Source organism: Nannocystis sp. RBIL2 (assembly GCF_026626745.1).
GTDB lineage: Bacteria > Myxococcota_A > Polyangia > Nannocystales > Nannocystaceae > Nannocystis.
Genome location: NZ_JAPNJW010000002.1, coordinates 843,383 through 858,974, shown reverse-complemented (window position 1 = coordinate 858,974; position 15,592 = coordinate 843,383). Strand labels below are relative to the sequence as shown.

General features: G+C 71.6%; 10 protein-coding genes. 7 read left to right on the top strand and 3 right to left on the bottom strand.

The window, feature by feature from the left end; all coding sequences use genetic code 11:
• The first annotated feature begins 67 nt into the window (after nucleotides 1-67).
• From dnaK to OV090_RS28600, 7 genes are all read left to right on the top strand, one after another.
• Entirely contained in the window at nucleotides 68-1,909 is a 1,842-nt protein-coding gene (gene dnaK, locus OV090_RS28630) for a molecular chaperone DnaK (protein ID WP_267707802.1), read from the top strand.
• Between the two features lie 587 nt (nucleotides 1,910-2,496).
• Nucleotides 2,497-3,303 carry a dihydroorotate dehydrogenase electron transfer subunit gene (locus OV090_RS28625; protein ID WP_267707801.1) on the top strand — a complete coding sequence of 269 codons (807 nt, stop codon included), beginning with the start codon at nucleotides 2,497-2,499 and terminating at the stop codon, nucleotides 3,301-3,303.
• Nucleotides 3,300-4,271: a dihydroorotate dehydrogenase gene (locus OV090_RS28620; RefSeq protein WP_267707800.1), complete on the top strand. Its 972-nt coding sequence runs from the start codon at nucleotides 3,300-3,302 to the stop codon at nucleotides 4,269-4,271. The genes OV090_RS28625 and OV090_RS28620 overlap by 4 nt, the downstream gene beginning before the upstream one ends.
• 505 nt (nucleotides 4,272-4,776) lie before the next feature.
• Entirely contained in the window at nucleotides 4,777-5,658 is an 882-nt protein-coding gene (gene asd, locus OV090_RS28615; RefSeq protein WP_267707799.1) for an archaetidylserine decarboxylase, read from the top strand.
• Nucleotides 5,655-7,364 carry a class I SAM-dependent methyltransferase gene (locus OV090_RS28610; protein WP_267707798.1) on the top strand — a complete coding sequence of 570 codons (1,710 nt, stop codon included), beginning with the start codon at nucleotides 5,655-5,657 and terminating at the stop codon, nucleotides 7,362-7,364. Before asd ends, OV090_RS28610 begins: the two co-directional genes overlap by 4 nt.
• Before the next feature lie 529 nt (nucleotides 7,365-7,893).
• Nucleotides 7,894-9,264 (top strand): sigma-70 family RNA polymerase sigma factor, encoded by a 1,371-nt coding sequence (locus tag OV090_RS28605; RefSeq protein WP_267707797.1) that lies wholly within the window; start codon nucleotides 7,894-7,896, stop codon nucleotides 9,262-9,264.
• A 52-nt stretch (nucleotides 9,265-9,316) separates the two neighbouring features.
• Entirely contained in the window at nucleotides 9,317-9,703 is a 387-nt protein-coding gene (locus tag OV090_RS28600) for an IPT/TIG domain-containing protein (RefSeq protein WP_267707796.1), read from the top strand.
• A 4-nt stretch (nucleotides 9,704-9,707) separates the two neighbouring features.
• Here the strand turns inward: OV090_RS28600 and OV090_RS50990 are convergent, their stop codons facing one another.
• The 3 genes from OV090_RS50990 to OV090_RS28585 are packed head-to-tail and all read right to left on the bottom strand — an operon-like array spanning nucleotide 9,708 to nucleotide 15,449.
• Nucleotides 9,708-10,763, bottom strand: coding sequence for an FHA domain-containing protein (locus OV090_RS50990; RefSeq protein ID WP_267707795.1), 1,056 nt, complete (start codon nucleotides 10,761-10,763; stop codon nucleotides 9,708-9,710).
• Between the two features lie 49 nt (nucleotides 10,764-10,812).
• Nucleotides 10,813-11,871: an FHA domain-containing protein gene (locus tag OV090_RS28590; RefSeq protein WP_267707794.1), complete on the bottom strand. Its 1,059-nt coding sequence runs from the start codon at nucleotides 11,869-11,871 to the stop codon at nucleotides 10,813-10,815.
• A gap of 35 nt (nucleotides 11,872-11,906) precedes the next feature.
• On the bottom strand, nucleotides 11,907-15,449 hold the full coding sequence (locus OV090_RS28585) for a tetratricopeptide repeat protein (protein WP_267707793.1): 3,543 nt from the start codon (nucleotides 15,447-15,449) through the stop codon (nucleotides 11,907-11,909).
• Nucleotides 15,450-15,592 lie beyond the last annotated feature (143 nt).

Genomic DNA, 15,592 nt, shown 5'->3' with positions numbered 1-15,592 from the left:
GTGTCTCTACACACAGCTTTTTGCGCGGCAGCTCACGCCCTGAGCGTGGTAGGTCTGCGACCTCGTCATGGCCGAGCACGTCGTCGGGATCGACCTGGGGACCACCAACACCTGCGTGGCGATCGTCGAGCAAGGTGTCCCGAAGGTCATCCCCAACAAGGGTGGGTACCGCACCACGCCGTCGATGGTCGCGCTGTCGGAGAGCGGTCGGCGGCTGGTCGGTCACCTCGCCAAGCGGCAGGTGCTCACGAACCCGCAGAACACCATCTACGCGGCCAAGCGCCTGATCGGCCGCAAGTGGAATTCGACCGCCGGCCGCACCGTCGCCCAGACCTGCCCGTACACGATCGCCGAGGGCCCGCACGGCGACATCCGCCTCAAGATCCGCGATCAGGTCTACAGCGTCCCCGAGATCAGCGCCTTCATCTTGCAGGAGATGAAGATGATCGCCGAGGCGCACCTCGGCGTGCCGGTCGAGAAGGCCGTCATCACCGTCCCGGCCTACTTCAACGACAACCAGCGCCAGGCCACCAAGGACGCCGGGCGGATCGCCGGCCTCGAGGTCATCCGCATCATCAACGAGCCGACCGCGGCCGCGCTGGCCTACGGGTTCGGCAAGAACCTCGAGCGCAAGGTCGCGGTGTACGACCTCGGCGGCGGCACCTTCGATGTCTCGATCCTCGCCATCGGCCACGGCGTCTTCGAGGTCATCTCGACCGCCGGCGACACCTTCCTCGGCGGTGAGAACTTCGACCTGCGGGTCATGCAGTACCTCATCGAGACCTTCGAGGAGGACACCGGCGTCAACCTGCGCGAGGATCGGATGGCGATGCAGCGGCTCAAGGACGCGGCCGAGAAGGCCCGCTGCGACCTGTCGAGCGCGCGCGAGGCGATCGTCGACCTGCCGTTTTTGCACACCAGCCCGAGCGGCAAGGTGTTCCACCTGCAGGAGCCGCTGACGCAGCAGCAGCTCGAGGGCCTGACCGAGGACCTGATCGAGCAGACGATCAAGATCTGCGAGCGCACCCTCGCCAGCGCCGGCGTCGATCGCAAGCAGCTCGACGACGTCGTGCTGGTCGGCGGCATGACCCGCATGCCGCTGGTGCAGCGCCGGGTCGCCGAGTTCTTCGCCATCGAGCCGTGCAAGGGCGTCAACCCCGACGAGGTGGTCGCCCTCGGCGCCGCGATCCAGGCCGCCGCGCTGGTCGACGAGCAGCACGACCTGCTGCTGCTCGACGTCACCCCGCACAGCCTCGGCATCATGATCGTCGGCGGCTACTTCCACCGCCTCATCGAGCAGAACACCACCATCCCGACCCGCGCCGGCCACGTGTTCACCACCGTGCGCGACAACCAGACGTCGGTGAAGATCCTGGTGCTGCAGGGCGAGAGCGAGAAGGCCGCCGAGAACGAGCTGCTCGGCGAGTTCATCCTCAGCGGCCTGCGCAAGGCCCCGCGCGGCCAGGTCGAGGTCGAGGTGACCTTTTCGATCTCCGTCGACGGCATCGTCAGCGTCGCCGCCAAGGACCTCGAGACCGGCCGCGAGCAGTGCATCACCGTCACCGCCACCAGCGGCCTGACGGAGGACGAGCTCAAGGAGCTGGTCAAGCAGTCGCAGGCCTACATGATCGAGCTGCGCGCCTCGGAGGAGCTCGAGCGCCGGCGTCAGCAATGCGAGAAGCTGATCGACAGCATCCGCGAGCTGCTGCCGCAGGTGCAGGAGGCGATGTCGGGCACCCGCTTCGGCCGCGACGCGATCGCCAAGGCCGAGGCCGTCGTCCGCCGCGCCGAAGGCGAGCTCGCCCGCGCCGACGCCCGCGCCCTCGGCGACACGCTGGAGAGCCTCGACCGCACCGTCAGCATGTTCCGCAACGTGGCGCACAAGCGCTCCGAAGCGGCCCAGCGCTGACGCGCGGCCGGCGGGCGCGAGGGCAGGGGGCACGAGGTCGAAGCGGCCAAGTGCAGCCAGCTTGCGAACTCGTCGGCGATCGCTCGGCGATCGTTGGTGCGCCGCACGGCCGCGCACGAGCGTTCACGAAGCGTGACAGCGCTACCGCGGGGCCGACGGTCACGGTCATCGGCGGCCGAGCGATGAGCATGTTCGTGCCCCAGCGCTGACGCGGACGTCCTGCGCAAGTCGGCGGCGAGCGCCGGCGGTCTTCATGAGGCAATGACTGAAAAGTCATGTTCATTCATGCATGTCCTTTTGGGCATGTATATGTCGACATGTCCACGATGACATGCCGACGCGCGTCCCGCCGCCGCGGCCGCTCTCCTCGTGACAAGCCGATGCTCGCGGTGCCGCCGGGGCACGCGCCCGGCTCGGCGCGGGGAGCGATCGCGGGTCCGCGCGCCTCTCCTGGCCGCGCGTGATCGAACCCGCGCTGGCGAGCCTCGCACGCGCCCCCGAACAGCGCTCCCGGGCGAGCGGCTCCGCGCGCAAGGTCACGCTCCGCGCGCTTGTCTGGCGGGCCCGGCTGGCCTATTTCGCCCGCGATGACCGCGGCACAGTTCGAGGTGCGCGTCGAGGCCAACCGTCGCCTCTCGGGCGGCTACTTCTTGCTCGAGCTCGCCGCTGCAGCGCCGACCCCGGTGGCCGACGCCGTCCCGGGTCAGTTCGTGATGCTGCGCGGCGAGTGGGGCAGGGAGCTGCTCAACCCGCGGGCCTTCTCGATCCTCGACGCGCCTGATCCGACGCACTTCTCGATCCTCGCCAAGGCCTACGGCGAGGGCACGCGGCGGCTCAAGCGGGTCGAGCCCGGCGATCGCCTGGTCACCACCGGCCCGCTCGGGGCCGCGTTCCCACGCCCGGCGGCCGGCGTGCGCGACCTTTTGGTGGCCGGCGGCGTCGGCCTGCCGCCGCTCCATTTCTTCGCGCGGATGGCTCATCGGGCAGGTCTCTCGGGACAGGTCGAGTTGTACTACGGCGGCCGCGACCGCGACGACCTGGTGCTGCTCGACGACTTCGCCGCGTGGGGCGTCAGGGCCAACCTCGCCACCGAGGACGGCAGCGCCGGCGTGCGCGGCTACGTGACCGCCGCCCTGGCGCCGCGCCTCGACGCCGCCGCGCGCACGGGCGAGGCGGTGCGCGTGCTCGCCTGCGGCCCGACGCCGATGCTCGCCGCGGTCCGTCGCCTCGTGCTCGAGCGCGGCGTGCAGGCCTTCCTCTGCCTCGAGGAGAACATGGCCTGCGGCTTCGGCGTGTGCCTCGGCTGCGCGGTGCCGGTCTACGGCGCCAAACCCTACCGCTACTGCTGCACCGACGGCCCGGTGTTCGACGCTCGCGAGGTGCGCTGGCCATGACCGAAGGCATCGACCTCACCACTTCCTGCGGCCCCGTCGCGCTGCGCACCCCGATCCTCGCGGCCTCGGGCTGCTTCGCCTACGGCCAGCAGTTCGCCGCCTTCACCGACCTGCGCGCGCTCGGCGGGATCTCGACCAAGGGCATCTCGCCGCTGCCGCGCTTCGGCAACCCGCTGCCGCGGATCTGCGAGACCACCGGCGGGATGCTCAACTCGATCGGCCTCGAGAACGTCGGCGTCGAGGCGTTCCTGCGCGACAAGCTGCCCTTCCTCCGGGACCTCGGCGTGTCGGTGTGGGTCAACTTCTTCGGCGTCGACTTCGAGACCTACGTCGACTGCGCGCGCCAGCTCAGCGCAGGGCAGGGCATCGACGCGCTCGAGATGAACATCTCGTGCCCGAACATCAAGAAGGGCGGCATCGAGTTCGGCACCGTCCCCGAGGTCGCGCACCGACTGACGCGCGCCTGCGTCGAGGTCTCGCGCGTCCCGATCATCGTCAAGCTGAGCCCGAACGTCAGCGACATCGTCGCCATGGCCGACGCGGTGCAGAAGGCCGGCGCCGCCGGCGTGTCGCTGATCAACACGATCACCGGGATGGCGATCGACGTGCGCACGCGCCGGCCCAAGATCGCCACCACCTACGGCGGTCTCTCGGGCCCGGCGATCAAGCCGATCGCCCTGCGGATGGTGCATCAAGTCGCGCGCGCGCTGCCGGATCTCCCGATCTGTGGCATGGGCGGGATCCTCAGCGGCGAGGACGCCCTCGAGTTCCTCATGGCCGGCGCTCACTGCGTGCAGGTCGGCACCGCCAACTTCGCCGAGCCCGGCGCGGGCGTGCGGATCACCGAGGAGCTGCGGACGCTGCTGGGCACTCTCGGCTTCTCGTCGGCTCGCGCGGCCATCGGCAGCCTCCAGGCGCACGCGGCCGAGCCCGAGCACCTCGTCGAGTCTCCGTGGATGAGCAGCTAGGCGCTGCGGGCGACGGAGCGGGGACGAGCGCTGCCGGACGCGAGCGTGGGGCAGCCGGCGCCACGCGCGGCGAGCAGGGCTGAGCGCTGCCGACCAGGCGCGGGCGTTTGGCGCTTCGGAGGTCGAGCGCGATGGCGGGGTTGAGGTCCCCTGGCTGTCGAGGAGCCGATCCTGTTCCTTGAGACAGTTTCGTGCAGGTCGTGCGCGCTGGCCGACGAGCCGAGCCTGTACTTTGGGCCAGGTGCGCGTGTCCCTCCGCGGGACCGAGCGCCGAGACCGGCAGCTCCGGCAGATCCTGGTCTTTCAGCCAGGCAGGCCGAGCGCTGCTGGCGCGCGGTTGGTGCGCGTCGGCCGGAGAATGTAGGTGTTTGCTATTGTGCGGTGCGGAGGGTGTCTTCCCTGGGCTTCCCGAGCTGCCTCGCCGGCGCGCGTCCACGCGCGAGGGTCGGGGACCTCGCCGCCGCTTGCGGCCAAAACCCGGCCTCGGATACGCTGCCGGTCGCTGATGTCGGATCGTGAAATTCCCTGGCGCGCTCGCCTGGCGGCCGCAGTCCTCGACGTTTCACCCGACTGGGGCGCGAGCGCTGCGAGCAAGGCTCTAGGCGCGGCCGCCCGCGCTCGTCTGCCGCGGCCGCTGAGTCGCGCCTTCGTCTCTGCCTATGTCCGCTACTTCGGCGTCGACCTCGAAGATGTCGACCCGCGCTCGATGCAGGACGGTTACGACAGCTTCAACGCCTTCTTCACCCGCCGCCTGCGACCGGGCGCCCGGCCGGTCGATTCGCGCCGCGAGGTGCTCAGCGCCCCGTGCGACGGCCTCCTCCGCGGCATGGCGCCGATCGAGCGCGACACGGCGGTGATCGCCAAGGGGCACAAGTACACGCTCGGCGAGCTGCTCGCCGACGACGCGCTCGCCGAGTCGTTCCTCGGCGGCCTGGCGACCACCATTTATCTCCATCCCCGCGACTACCACCGCGTCCACACTCCGTGCGACGGCACCGCGCAGCGCGTGGTCGCGGTGCCGGGGCGGTTGCTCCCGGTCACCGCCGCCGCGCTCGAGCGGGCACCGCGCCTGTTCGCCCTCAACGAGCGCCTGATCCACGTCCTCGACACCCCGTTCGGCACGATCGCGGTGGTGATGATCGCGGCCTTCGGCGTCGGCCACATGAGCTGCGCCTATCGCCACATCGCGCCGCATCCGCGCGAGATCCAGCGCGTCGAGTGCGACCCGCCGGTGCGCCTGCGCAAGGGCGACGAGCTCGGCGTGTTCCATCTCGGCAGCACCGTGGTGGTGTTGACCCAGGCCGGCGTCCGACCGCTCGCGCCGACCGACGAGCCCACTGCAGTGCGCATGGGCCAGCCCCTCTTGCAGCGAGGCGACGTCGCATGACCTGGCAGGTATCTCCCGAGGAGTGGCTGCTCGACTTCACGATCATCCCGCGCGGCAATGCGCGCGGCGTCGACTCGCTCGACGTGATCGACGATCGCCTGCGCAGCATGCTCGTGCCCCCGGCTCCCCCGGCCGGGATCATCATCCCCACGATCACCGCCACGCGGTCCGGCAGGCCCGTCAACGGGTCGGCCCCGGGAGCCCCGGCGAAGCAGCCCACCGGTCCCAAACCCGCCGCAGCGCCGCTCTCGGAGCCGGCCAACGGCAGCGGCCTCAGCATCGAGCTGCGGCCGATCGGCCCGGCTGCGCCGGCTCCGACCCCGCCGGAGACAGGGGCGGGCATGGTCATCCCGTCGCTCACGCGTTTGAACGGCGCGCTCGTCGACGACGATGACGACGTCATGGCTCTCGAGCGCCTCGCACCCGGACTGGAGCCCAGCCCGCGCGACGACGACGACGTGGAGGACGTGATGTCGGCGGTGGCCGCGTCGGCGTCCCTGCTGCCGGTCGACGATCCCGAGCCCGAAGCCGAAGCGGAGGTCGAGGAAGAGGAAGAGATCCAGGACGACGCCGCTGAAGCCGAGGCCGAGGCCGACGACGACGAGATCGAGGACGACGCGCTCGAGGTCCAGGAAGAGGTCGTCGTGGCCCGTCCGGCGCCGGTGGTCGAGAAGCCGATCAGCGCGCCGCCGCCCCGCCAACCGACCGGACCGGTCCCGGCCGCCGAAAAGCTGGGCCCGCCACGTCCGCCCGCGGCCGCCCCTGCGACGCCCGAAAAGTCGGGACCGCCGCGTCCGCCGCCGACTCCGGAGAAGGCGGGACCGCCGCGTCCCCCGCCGGCCGCCGCCGAGAAGCCTGTCGCTCCGCCGCGCCCCCCGCCGCCCGAGAAGGCCCCGCCGTCGAAGCCGTCGACCGCGACCCCGCCCGCTCCTCGAAGCGACGGCCGCAAGCGCCGCAATTGGCACGAGGAGGTCTTCGGAGACCACTACGCGGCGATCCTCCCGGTCGACACCGATGCCAGCGCCGAGATCGACGCCGCTTTCGTGCAGAAGTCGCTGGACCTCGCGAGCGGACAGAAGCTGCTCGACGTGGCCTGCGGCGACGGCCGCCACGCGACCGCCTTCGCGGCCCTGGGCCTCGACGTCACGGCCCTCGACAACTCGATGCCGCAGCTGCTGCGAGCGGCCCGTCGCAACGAGGCCAGCAAGTTCAACTTCGACATCCTGCACGGCGACATGCGGAGCCTGCCGCGTGACCGGACGTACGACGCGGTCACCTGCCTGGGCAGCAGCTTCGGCTACTTCGAGAGCGACGAGCAGAACCGACAGTGCCTTCAGGACATGGTCGAAGTGCTCAAGCCCGGCGGCAAGCTCGCGCTGCAGGTGTTCAACCGCGACTACCTGATGGGGGTCTTGCCGTGTCGGTCGTGGTGGCAGGGCCGAGGCTGTCTCGTGCTCGACGTGGCGGACATGCACTTTGCGACCGGACGCGTCCGCATCCACCGGACGGTGGTGTTCGAGGACGGTCGGCAATTCGAGCACCACATCTCGATCCGCGCCTACTCCGCACACACTCTGGCGAAGATGCTCGCCCCGATGGGGGCGCGAGTGATCGAGCTGTCCGGTAGTCGCGACACTCGCGGTCGCTTCTATGGCGGTGCCTCGCCCGAGATCTGGATCTTCGCGCAGCGTCGCGACGACGTCTGATCTGCGTCCGATCGTCGCGCAGAGGCGTCGCGCCCGCGTGACAACGATGTCAGAGGGAATGACAGCGGTGTCTCGCGGGTTCCGACCCTCGTGACCCCGTGTCAAGCCGACGGAGGAAGATCACAAGCGCTCCGGCCGCGATGCCCTGGACGGGGCCGCGGTCCGTACCCAGTTTGGGTCAGGTCCGCGGAACGAGCCGCTACCGCGTCGTCAAGCCTCTTGTATGCGGCTCCATGTGAGACAAAACGGCCGAGGTACACCTACATCTGCGCAGTTCTACCGACGCAGAGGGTGATGAAACTTCCACCTCGGACTTGCGTAGGACCTTGAAGCAGAAGGCGCCTAAACGGTGCCTAACAAGAGGTCCTTCCGTGATCCCGGTCGAGCCTGGCGACACTACCAACGCAGGCCCGTCGCACGCGAAGCCGTTCGTATCCCACTCTAGACGACTATTCCGCGGATTCCGCGACACGAATACTCGCCCCTTAGCTTGGCCCGAAACTAGCACCCCAACCCAACGAGGTCCATCATGGCACGCCGCAAAGTCACCCGTGGAGCCCCCCCCAAGCTCGCTCGCGCCCGCCCGCGCACTTCGCTGGCCGCGGCCAATCCGCGCTCGGTGACCCCCGCGGTGACCCCGGCCCGTCCGCGCGCCGAGCGTACCGAGCGCGTCCGTGAAGGCGGCAGCGAGGCTGCTGCCAACGACGAGTCGCCGAACTTCCTCGGCGTGTATTTCCGCGAGATGGCCGGCCTCGGCGTCATGAGCCCCGAGGAAGAGCTGACCATCGCCACGCGGATCTCCGATCTCCGCCGCGCCTACTGGGCCGCGATGCTCGCCTATCCGCCGTTCGTCGAGCCGATCGCCGGGCTGATCGAGGCGCGCTTCACCGACGAGGACGTGCCGCGCGGCGAGCTCGACGCCCTAAGGACCAGCGCTCGCAATCTCCGCGACCGCGAGACCCGGGCGACGCGCACCGCCTTCGAGGCCGCTTGCCATACGCTCGTCGAGCGCGCCTCCGAGGTCGACCTCGACGGCGTCGTCTCCGACCTCGTGTATGCCGATCTCGAGGGCCTCGAGGCCGGTCGCCGCGAGAGCCTCAACATGCAGGTCAACCCGCCGCGTCAGGGCAGCCGACCGTTCGAGCTCTACGTGCAGCGCGTCAAGCAGGCCGGAGAGGCGCTGCGCGTCGCCAAGAACGCGTTCGTCAAGGCCAACCTCCGCCTGGTGGTGTCCATCGCGCGCCGCTTCAACCACGGCCGCATGCCGCTGCAGGACCTGATTCAGGAGGGCAACATCGGCCTGATGAAGGCCGTCGATCGGTTCGACCATCGCAAGGGCTTCCGCTTCTCGACCTACGGGTCGTGGTGGATCCGCCACGCGATCAGCCGCGCCATCGCCGACAAGGGCCGCGAGGTCCGGCTGCCGGTGCACATGATCGACGCCCATCACAAGCTGTCGCGCGCCCGCCGTGAGTTCGAGATCTTGCACGGCCGCGAGCCGCAGCTCGACGAGCTGGCCAAGCACACCGGCCTCGCGTCGGAGAAGATCGAGCGCATGGGCACCGTGATCTTCGACCAGGCGATCAGCCTCGATCGCCCGGTGTCCGACGACGACGGCCGCCGCGTGGTCGACTTCCTCGAGGACGACGAGGCGGCCGCGCCGGGCGAGAACCTCGAGGCCGAGGCGCTCAGCGAGCAGGTCCGCGAGGTCATCACCCAGCTGCGTCCGATCGAGGCCGACATCTTGCGCAAGCGCTTCGGCCTCGACGACTCCGGCGACGAGCTCACGCTCAAGGAGATCGGCGAGCAGTACTCGCTGTCGCGCGAGCGCATCCGTCAGCTCCAGGAGCAGGCGCTCGGCAAGATCCGCCGCGAGCTCAAGCGCCGCGAAGTCGTGTGACCCCAAGAGCCCTCGCGGCTCGCGCCGGTGCGCCTGGTGGTATGTTCCCGCCATGCGCGCCGGCTTTCGCTTTCTCGCCCTCGCGTCCGTCGCCCTCGCGTGCGGCCGACCGTCCGAGCTGCGCCTCGAGCCCGCGGACGGCGGGAGCGACGGCGGCCAGGCGGTCCGTGTGATCGGCGCCGATTTCCTCGGCCACGGACCCGCCGTGGTCTACCTCGGGATGCGTTCGGCACGCGCTGTGGTCATCGAGGATGACCACCACATCTCGCTCAAGACGCCCGAGGCCGAGGGCTTCGGCCCGGTCGACGTGCGCATCGACTTCGGCGACGGCACCTCCCGCACTCTGTCGCAGGCCTTCACGTACCGCGAGGTCGAGGGCAAACCGCTGCGTCCGGTCTTCTTCAAACCGGGCGCAGCGCCTGTTCCGACCGCCGAGTAGCGGCTCAGCTCTCGCGCACGTGGAACAGCTGCTGACCGATCAGCAGCAGGCTGCCGAAGGGGACGCACTGGCCGCTGCGCACGCGCAGGTAGGTGCCGTTCGACGAGCCGCGATCCTCAAGGAACACGCCGTCGTCGTCGCCGCCGATCCGGCAGTGCATGCTCGAGACGTAGCCGTCGGTGGGGAAGGTGAGGTCGCCGCGCTCGCGCCCGACGATGAACTCGTTGCCGACGATCGGCACGGCCTCGCACGCGCGGCCGCCGTCGACGATCACGCTGATCCGGCCCCAGTAGCCAGGATTCGGGCTGCCCATGCGCTCGGTGCCGTCGGCCAGCGCCTCCGCCTCGGGCAGGTCCTCGTAATAGAGGAGCTCCTGGCCGACGCGGAAGGTGTCCCCGTGCTGCAGCTCGATGCGACCTTCGATCTTGCGGTAGACGCCGTTGACCGGGCTGAGATCGTCGACGCGAACCCCCTCGGACTCCACCGTGAAGGCGCAGTGCTTGGGGTTGAGGTAGAAGTCCTGATCAAAGGGCGAGCCGGAGTCGCGACCGAAGGGGATCGGGCCGTCCTCGAGATCGATGGTGCCGCCGTCGCTGCCGTCCTCACGCAGCAGGTGGAGCGCCGCGCGCAGCTTGGGCCGCGACGAGGGGCGGGCGGTGACGGGCGGAGTGACTGCCACCGGCGGCGGAGTGACCGGGGCGGCGCCCAGGCGGTTGCCGCAACGACCGCAGAACAAGAACCCCGGCGGATTGGACATGCCGCACGCGTTGCAGCCGTTCTGCGACGCGTCGGCGGCCGGCGGGGTCGGGACCGCGGACGGAGCCGCGGGCGTCGGCGCGGCCACCGGCGCCTTGCTGACCGGCGGCGGCTTCGGCGGGTCGATGACGGTGCCGCCCGAGGTCTGCGGCGCGACCGGCGGGGTGATCTGCGTGCCCGCGGGCGTTTGCCCCGCGCGCGGCGGCACCGACGCAGGAGCACCTCCGGGCAGGCGCGCGCCACACCCGAGGCAGAACTTGTAGTGGTCCTGATTCTCCTTGCCGCAGTTCGGACAGATGATCACAACAGGGGCCCCTTCTTCAGGCCGCGACGGGCCGTGAAGCGAATGTCGCTTACGAGATCTCGACGCGCAGCAGCTGCTGGCCGATGAAGATGTAGTCGCCGTGGAACAGCTCGACGGCGCCCTTGATCCGCACGAAGGTGCCGTTGCGCGAGCCGGTGTCGGTCAAGATGATGTGGTGCGAGTCGGACGCCGAATCGAGGCGCGCGTGGCGACCCGAGATGAAGCGATCCTGCGGGAAGTTCATGTGGTTGGCCTCGCGCCCGAGCGTCAGCGTGGTGCCCTGGGCCGAGACGATGCGACCCTCGCCGCCACCGGCCAGCAGCTGGACCACGCGGAAGCGCGCATCGGGCCGCGGGCTCGTGTAGCTGTAGGTGTGGTTGGCGTCGGGGCCGGGCTCGTTGAAGGGCGCGCTGTCGAGGCGGAGCAGCTGCTCGCCGACGAGGAAGCAGTCGCCGTGATCGAGCGGCACCGGCGACTTGATCCGCACGAACACGCCGTTGATGCTGCCGAGATCCTTGGCGAACAGGCGGTTGCCCTGGACGCTGAAGAGGGCGTGCTCGGGGCTGAGGAAGAAGTCCTCGTTGAAGCGGATCTCGCCGGTGCTGCGGCCGACGACGTGGTTGGTGGCGCTGAGGTGGTAGGTGACGCCGTCGCCGCCTTCACCCTTGATGACGACCAACCGCGGGACGACGTGCTGCTGCTGCAGCGCGCCGAAGAACATGGTCTTGGCGGCCGGCTTGCTCTGGAGCGCCTCGAGCGGGGCGCCGGTCACGGCGTTGAAGCGCGGCTGAGCTGGCACCGCGCTGCTCGGCTGCACGGACGAGATCACGGTCGAGGGCGGCTTGACCGCGCCGTTCTGCGGCGAGGGGGGCTGCGCTTGCATGCCCGACGGCAGCGGGACGGTGGCGGGAGACGATGACGCGGTCGAGACCTGCGTGACCGGACGCGCCGGCGAACCAGCGCCCGTGGCCGGGTGCGCGCCGAGGTTCGGCAGCACCGCGGAGGGCGCGATCGGTTGCGGCGCGAGGACGGCGGCGCACCGGTCGCAGCTCACGGCGCGCAGCTGGTTGAGGTGGCCACACACCGAACAGGCAAGGCCCAGTTCCATGACCCGGGGATCCTCATCCGCGCGCGGCCTCGTTGTCAACGCGACTCGGGCCCGCGAGGCGCCGGAACCGGCTCGCGGATGAGGGGGCGTAGATCGAGGCAGTCGCGCTCGCCGCTGCCGGCGCACGGGCGGCGCAGGCGGTCCTGGGACCACGCCTCGGCGCGCGTGCCCGTGGCCGCGGCGGCGAGGGCCTGCTGCAGCGCGGCGGTGTGGGGTCTCAGGACCGAGGCGGGCAGGGCCTCGATCGGCGGCGCGATCGCCTGGGCGAGCCACCGATCGATGGCGATCTCCCAGCTCCCGGCGCGTAATGGCGGCAGGGGGGGCAACTCGACGCGCGCTGACGACGGCGCCAGCAATCGCCCGAGCGCGGCGCCGGCGGCGTCCCGCGGCAGACCGCGCGGACCGACGTAACGCCCGAGCAGCGTCGCGACGGCCTCCTCGCGCGCGGCATCGCTACGGATCTGTCCGAAGCGCCAGGCCGCGATCGCGGCGACCACCGGATCGGTGGCGTTCAGATCGGCGCCGACGCGCGCGAGCTGGTCGTCCCCGGTCAGCGCGGCGCGGGCGAACGCGCAGACCCGACGAGCCTGCTGGCTGCTGGCCGCGGCGGCCAGGCGAGCGACGCGTTCACGGTCGGCGAGGTCGCCTCCGCGCGCCAGCGAAGCGCAGGCGAGGGCGATCATCAGACCTTCGTGCTCGGGCGCGGCGAACCGGCGCAGCTCGGTGGCGGCCGCCGGGGCGCTGCTACGGGCCAGCGCCCACGCAGCGGCGTACCAGCTCTCGCGCGAGGCGTCGCCGGTGCGCAGCAGGTCGGCGAACACCGGCACGGCCTCGGGCTCGTCGAGCGCGCCGGCGGCCTGGATGGCAGCGGCGCGGGCCTGCTCGAACGCGGTGCGGACGGTGCGGGTGGCGTCGCGCGGCGGGGTCAGCTGCGCGCCCATGCGCGCGAGCGGCAGCGCGGTCTGGGGCAGGGCGAGGCGGCCGAGGTGCTCGGCGGCGCGGAGACGACCGGTGACGGGACCGCGCGCGAGCGCCTCGACCAGCGAGCGCCGGAGCGCGCCGGTCCGCGCGGTGCGCTCCGGCTCGTCGCCGCTGGCCAACCACGTCTTGACCGCGGAGGTACTGGCGCGATCGAGGGCGTCGAGCAGCAGCGCGCGGCCCTCGTCGGCGCTCGGATCGCGGCGCGCCCGCGCGAGCGCGAGATCGAGGATCGGCGCGATCGCGCCGCGCGTCTCCGCGAGGTCGAGGGCGCGTCGGCCGGCCTGCTCGACGACCTCGGGCGCCCCGCCTTTCTCGACGATCGCGCGCAGCATCGCCTCGGCGCGCTCGGGTCGCCCGCGCGCGAGCTCGATCTCCGCCAGCCGCAGGTGCGCCGGCGCGTTGGACGGATCGCGCTGCAGCAATCCCTCGTACAGCTTCGACGCCTGGTCGGGCTCGCCGCGGCGCTCGTACAGCTCGCCGATCCGGATGAGCACGCGCGCGCTGTCGGCCTTGTCGAGCTCGGTGTGCGCGGCGGCCAGCAGCACGCGCTCGATGTCACCTGACTCGAAGGCCACCTCGGCGAGCTCGGCCAGGACGTCGGCGCTGCGCTTCGGGTCGAGCGTCATCATCCGCTCGAGCGCGTCCATCGCCGCGTCGCCGCGGCCGGCGCGGCGCAGGGCCAACGCGAGCTCCGCCAGCTGTTCCGGGTCCTGCGGCCGCAGGCGCGCCAGTTTCTCGTGGACCCCGACCGCCTTGGCGTACTTCTCCTCGCGGGTGTAGATCTCGGCGAGAAGAAGACCTGCCTCAAAAGCCAGGTCAGTGTCCTTGCCGTCGAGGTCGAGCAGCGCCTGCTTCTCGATCGCCTGGCGGCGGCTGGTGAACTGCGACAGGGTGCCGCCGACCAGGATGTCGACGATCCGCGTGCGCGCCTCGTCGTGGAGGATCCGGTGCTCGGGCGCGCGGGTCAGCTCGAACACCTGCTGCCAGGTGGCGAGCGCCTGGTGCGGCAGGCGATCGTCGGTCTCGAGGATCGCGCGCAGCCGCAGGTACTTCGGCTCGCGCGGCGCGGCGGCCAGGGCCTTCTGCAACGACAGCACGGCCTCGGGCCGGCGGTGCTCGGCGAGGATCTCCGCGTGCCGGGCCCAGCCGGCGTGACCGGGGCGCACGAGGCCCGGGAGCAGCGCCCACTCCTTCATCGCGTCCGGCTCGCGGTTCATCTGGAACAGCTGCTCGCCGAGGGCCACGCGCGCGTCGGGATCGCGGGGGCGGGCGCGGACCAGCCGCTGCGCCACCGCGAGCGCGCGGTCGGGCTCGTCGTGCAGGTTGTAGAAGTCGAGCAGCCGCAGCAGCGCGTCACCCTGAGCGGTGGCCGAGGCCTCGAGCTCGGCCGCGACCTTGAGGCCTTGCTCGCGCTTGCCGGTGCCGATCAGCCGCGCCGCCAGCTCGAGCCCGAGCTGCAGCCGCTCGGGGCTCTTGGGCCCGAGCTTGGCGTACTCGGCCAGCGCCGCCTCGGCCTCGCCACCTGACTCGAGGGACATGACCAAAGCAGCACGTGCCTCGGGATCGTCGGGATCGGCCGCGAGCGCGCGGCGCCAGGCGTCCACCGGATCGGCGCCGCCCGCCGCTTGCGCCCGGGCCAGCGCGCGCCAGCCCGCGCCGTCGCGGGCCTGCTCGGGGCGGCCGAGGAAGCGCTCGATCCGCGCCGGCGTGTCGCCGCTGGCCTGACGCGCACCTGCCTCGAGGACCAGGTCCCACGCCGAGGCGCGCTCGGGGCTGCCGACGCGCGTCGCCTCGACCTGCGCCCACGCCAACTCGCCGGCGCCCGCGGCGTCCCCGGCGGAGAGGCGGGACCGGGCCCACTCCTCGCGCGCGTTCAGTTGATCCGCGCCGCGGAGGGCCGTCACGGCCTTGGCGTAGGCGGCCTCGGCGGGCGCAGTCTGTCCGGCGCGAGCGGCCGCGCGGGCGAGTCGGAGCTGCGCCGCGCCGTTGCCCGGATCGCGGGCCAGCGCCTGCGCGAGCCGCAGCGCTTCCGGGCCGAGCTGGTGGCGATCGGCGATGTCGAGCGCCTGCAGGCGCAGCGCGTCGTCGTTGCTCGCCTGGGCCGCGGCTTCGAGGGCGGCCACGGCTCCGCGCGCGTCGCCGCCGGCCTGCAGCGCCTCGACGCGCAGCTTGAACACGCGGCTGCGCAGGCCGCCCGCGCGCGGTTCGAGCTCGGCCAGACGAGTGGCGGCGCCACGTGGATCGCCGAGGCCGAGCTTGGCCCGGGCGTCGAGGATCCCGAGGGACACGTCACCTGGCGTTCGGGACAGGCCGGCCTCGATCCGCTTGGCCAGGCCGGCCTTGCCGAGCACCGTCTCGAGCGCGCGCCACTGGGCCTGATCGAAGGGCTGCTTGCGCAGCTTTTCGAACCGCTGCTGGACCAGCGCGGGGTCGGCGGCGCTGCGCTCGACGCTCCAGTCGTCCTCTGCCGGAGCGGCGTGAGCAGGCCCGCTGGTGAGGAGGGCGAGGGCGAGCGGGATCCATCCGAACAGCGCGTGAGCCCCAACACGCGGGCGAGCCGTTCGCCAACTCGGCGCGAGGCGGGGCCGGAGGACCATCGCAGCGAGCCTAGCAGGTTTGCCGGCGGCGTCGCGGGCGAAGGCCGGCGGGTCACGGCGCGCGGCGACGCGAGCGCACCCGGCTGCGATGCGCGCCCGGCCGACCGGACCTGGTCCGGCGCAAAGTGGCGCGCGGCAGGGGT

Bases quoted from the DNA above. Each gene is read 5' to 3' on its own strand.
- dnaK (WP_267707802.1), top strand. From the start codon at position 68: ATGGCCGAGCACGTCGTCGGGATCGACCTGGGGACCACCAACACCTGC.
- OV090_RS28625 (WP_267707801.1), top strand. From the start codon at position 2,497: ATGACCGCGGCACAGTTCGAGGTGCGCGTCGAGGCCAACCGTCGCCTC.
- OV090_RS28620 (WP_267707800.1), top strand. From the start codon at position 3,300: ATGACCGAAGGCATCGACCTCACCACTTCCTGCGGCCCCGTCGCGCTG.
- asd (WP_267707799.1), top strand. From the start codon at position 4,777: ATGTCGGATCGTGAAATTCCCTGGCGCGCTCGCCTGGCGGCCGCAGTC.
- OV090_RS28610 (WP_267707798.1), top strand. From the start codon at position 5,655: ATGACCTGGCAGGTATCTCCCGAGGAGTGGCTGCTCGACTTCACGATC.
- OV090_RS28605 (WP_267707797.1), top strand. From the start codon at position 7,894: ATGGCACGCCGCAAAGTCACCCGTGGAGCCCCCCCCAAGCTCGCTCGC.
- OV090_RS28600 (WP_267707796.1), top strand. From the start codon at position 9,317: ATGCGCGCCGGCTTTCGCTTTCTCGCCCTCGCGTCCGTCGCCCTCGCG.
- OV090_RS28590 (WP_267707794.1), bottom strand. From the start codon at position 11,871: ATGGAACTGGGCCTTGCCTGTTCGGTGTGTGGCCACCTCAACCAGCTG.
- OV090_RS28585 (WP_267707793.1), bottom strand. From the start codon at position 15,449: ATGGTCCTCCGGCCCCGCCTCGCGCCGAGTTGGCGAACGGCTCGCCCG.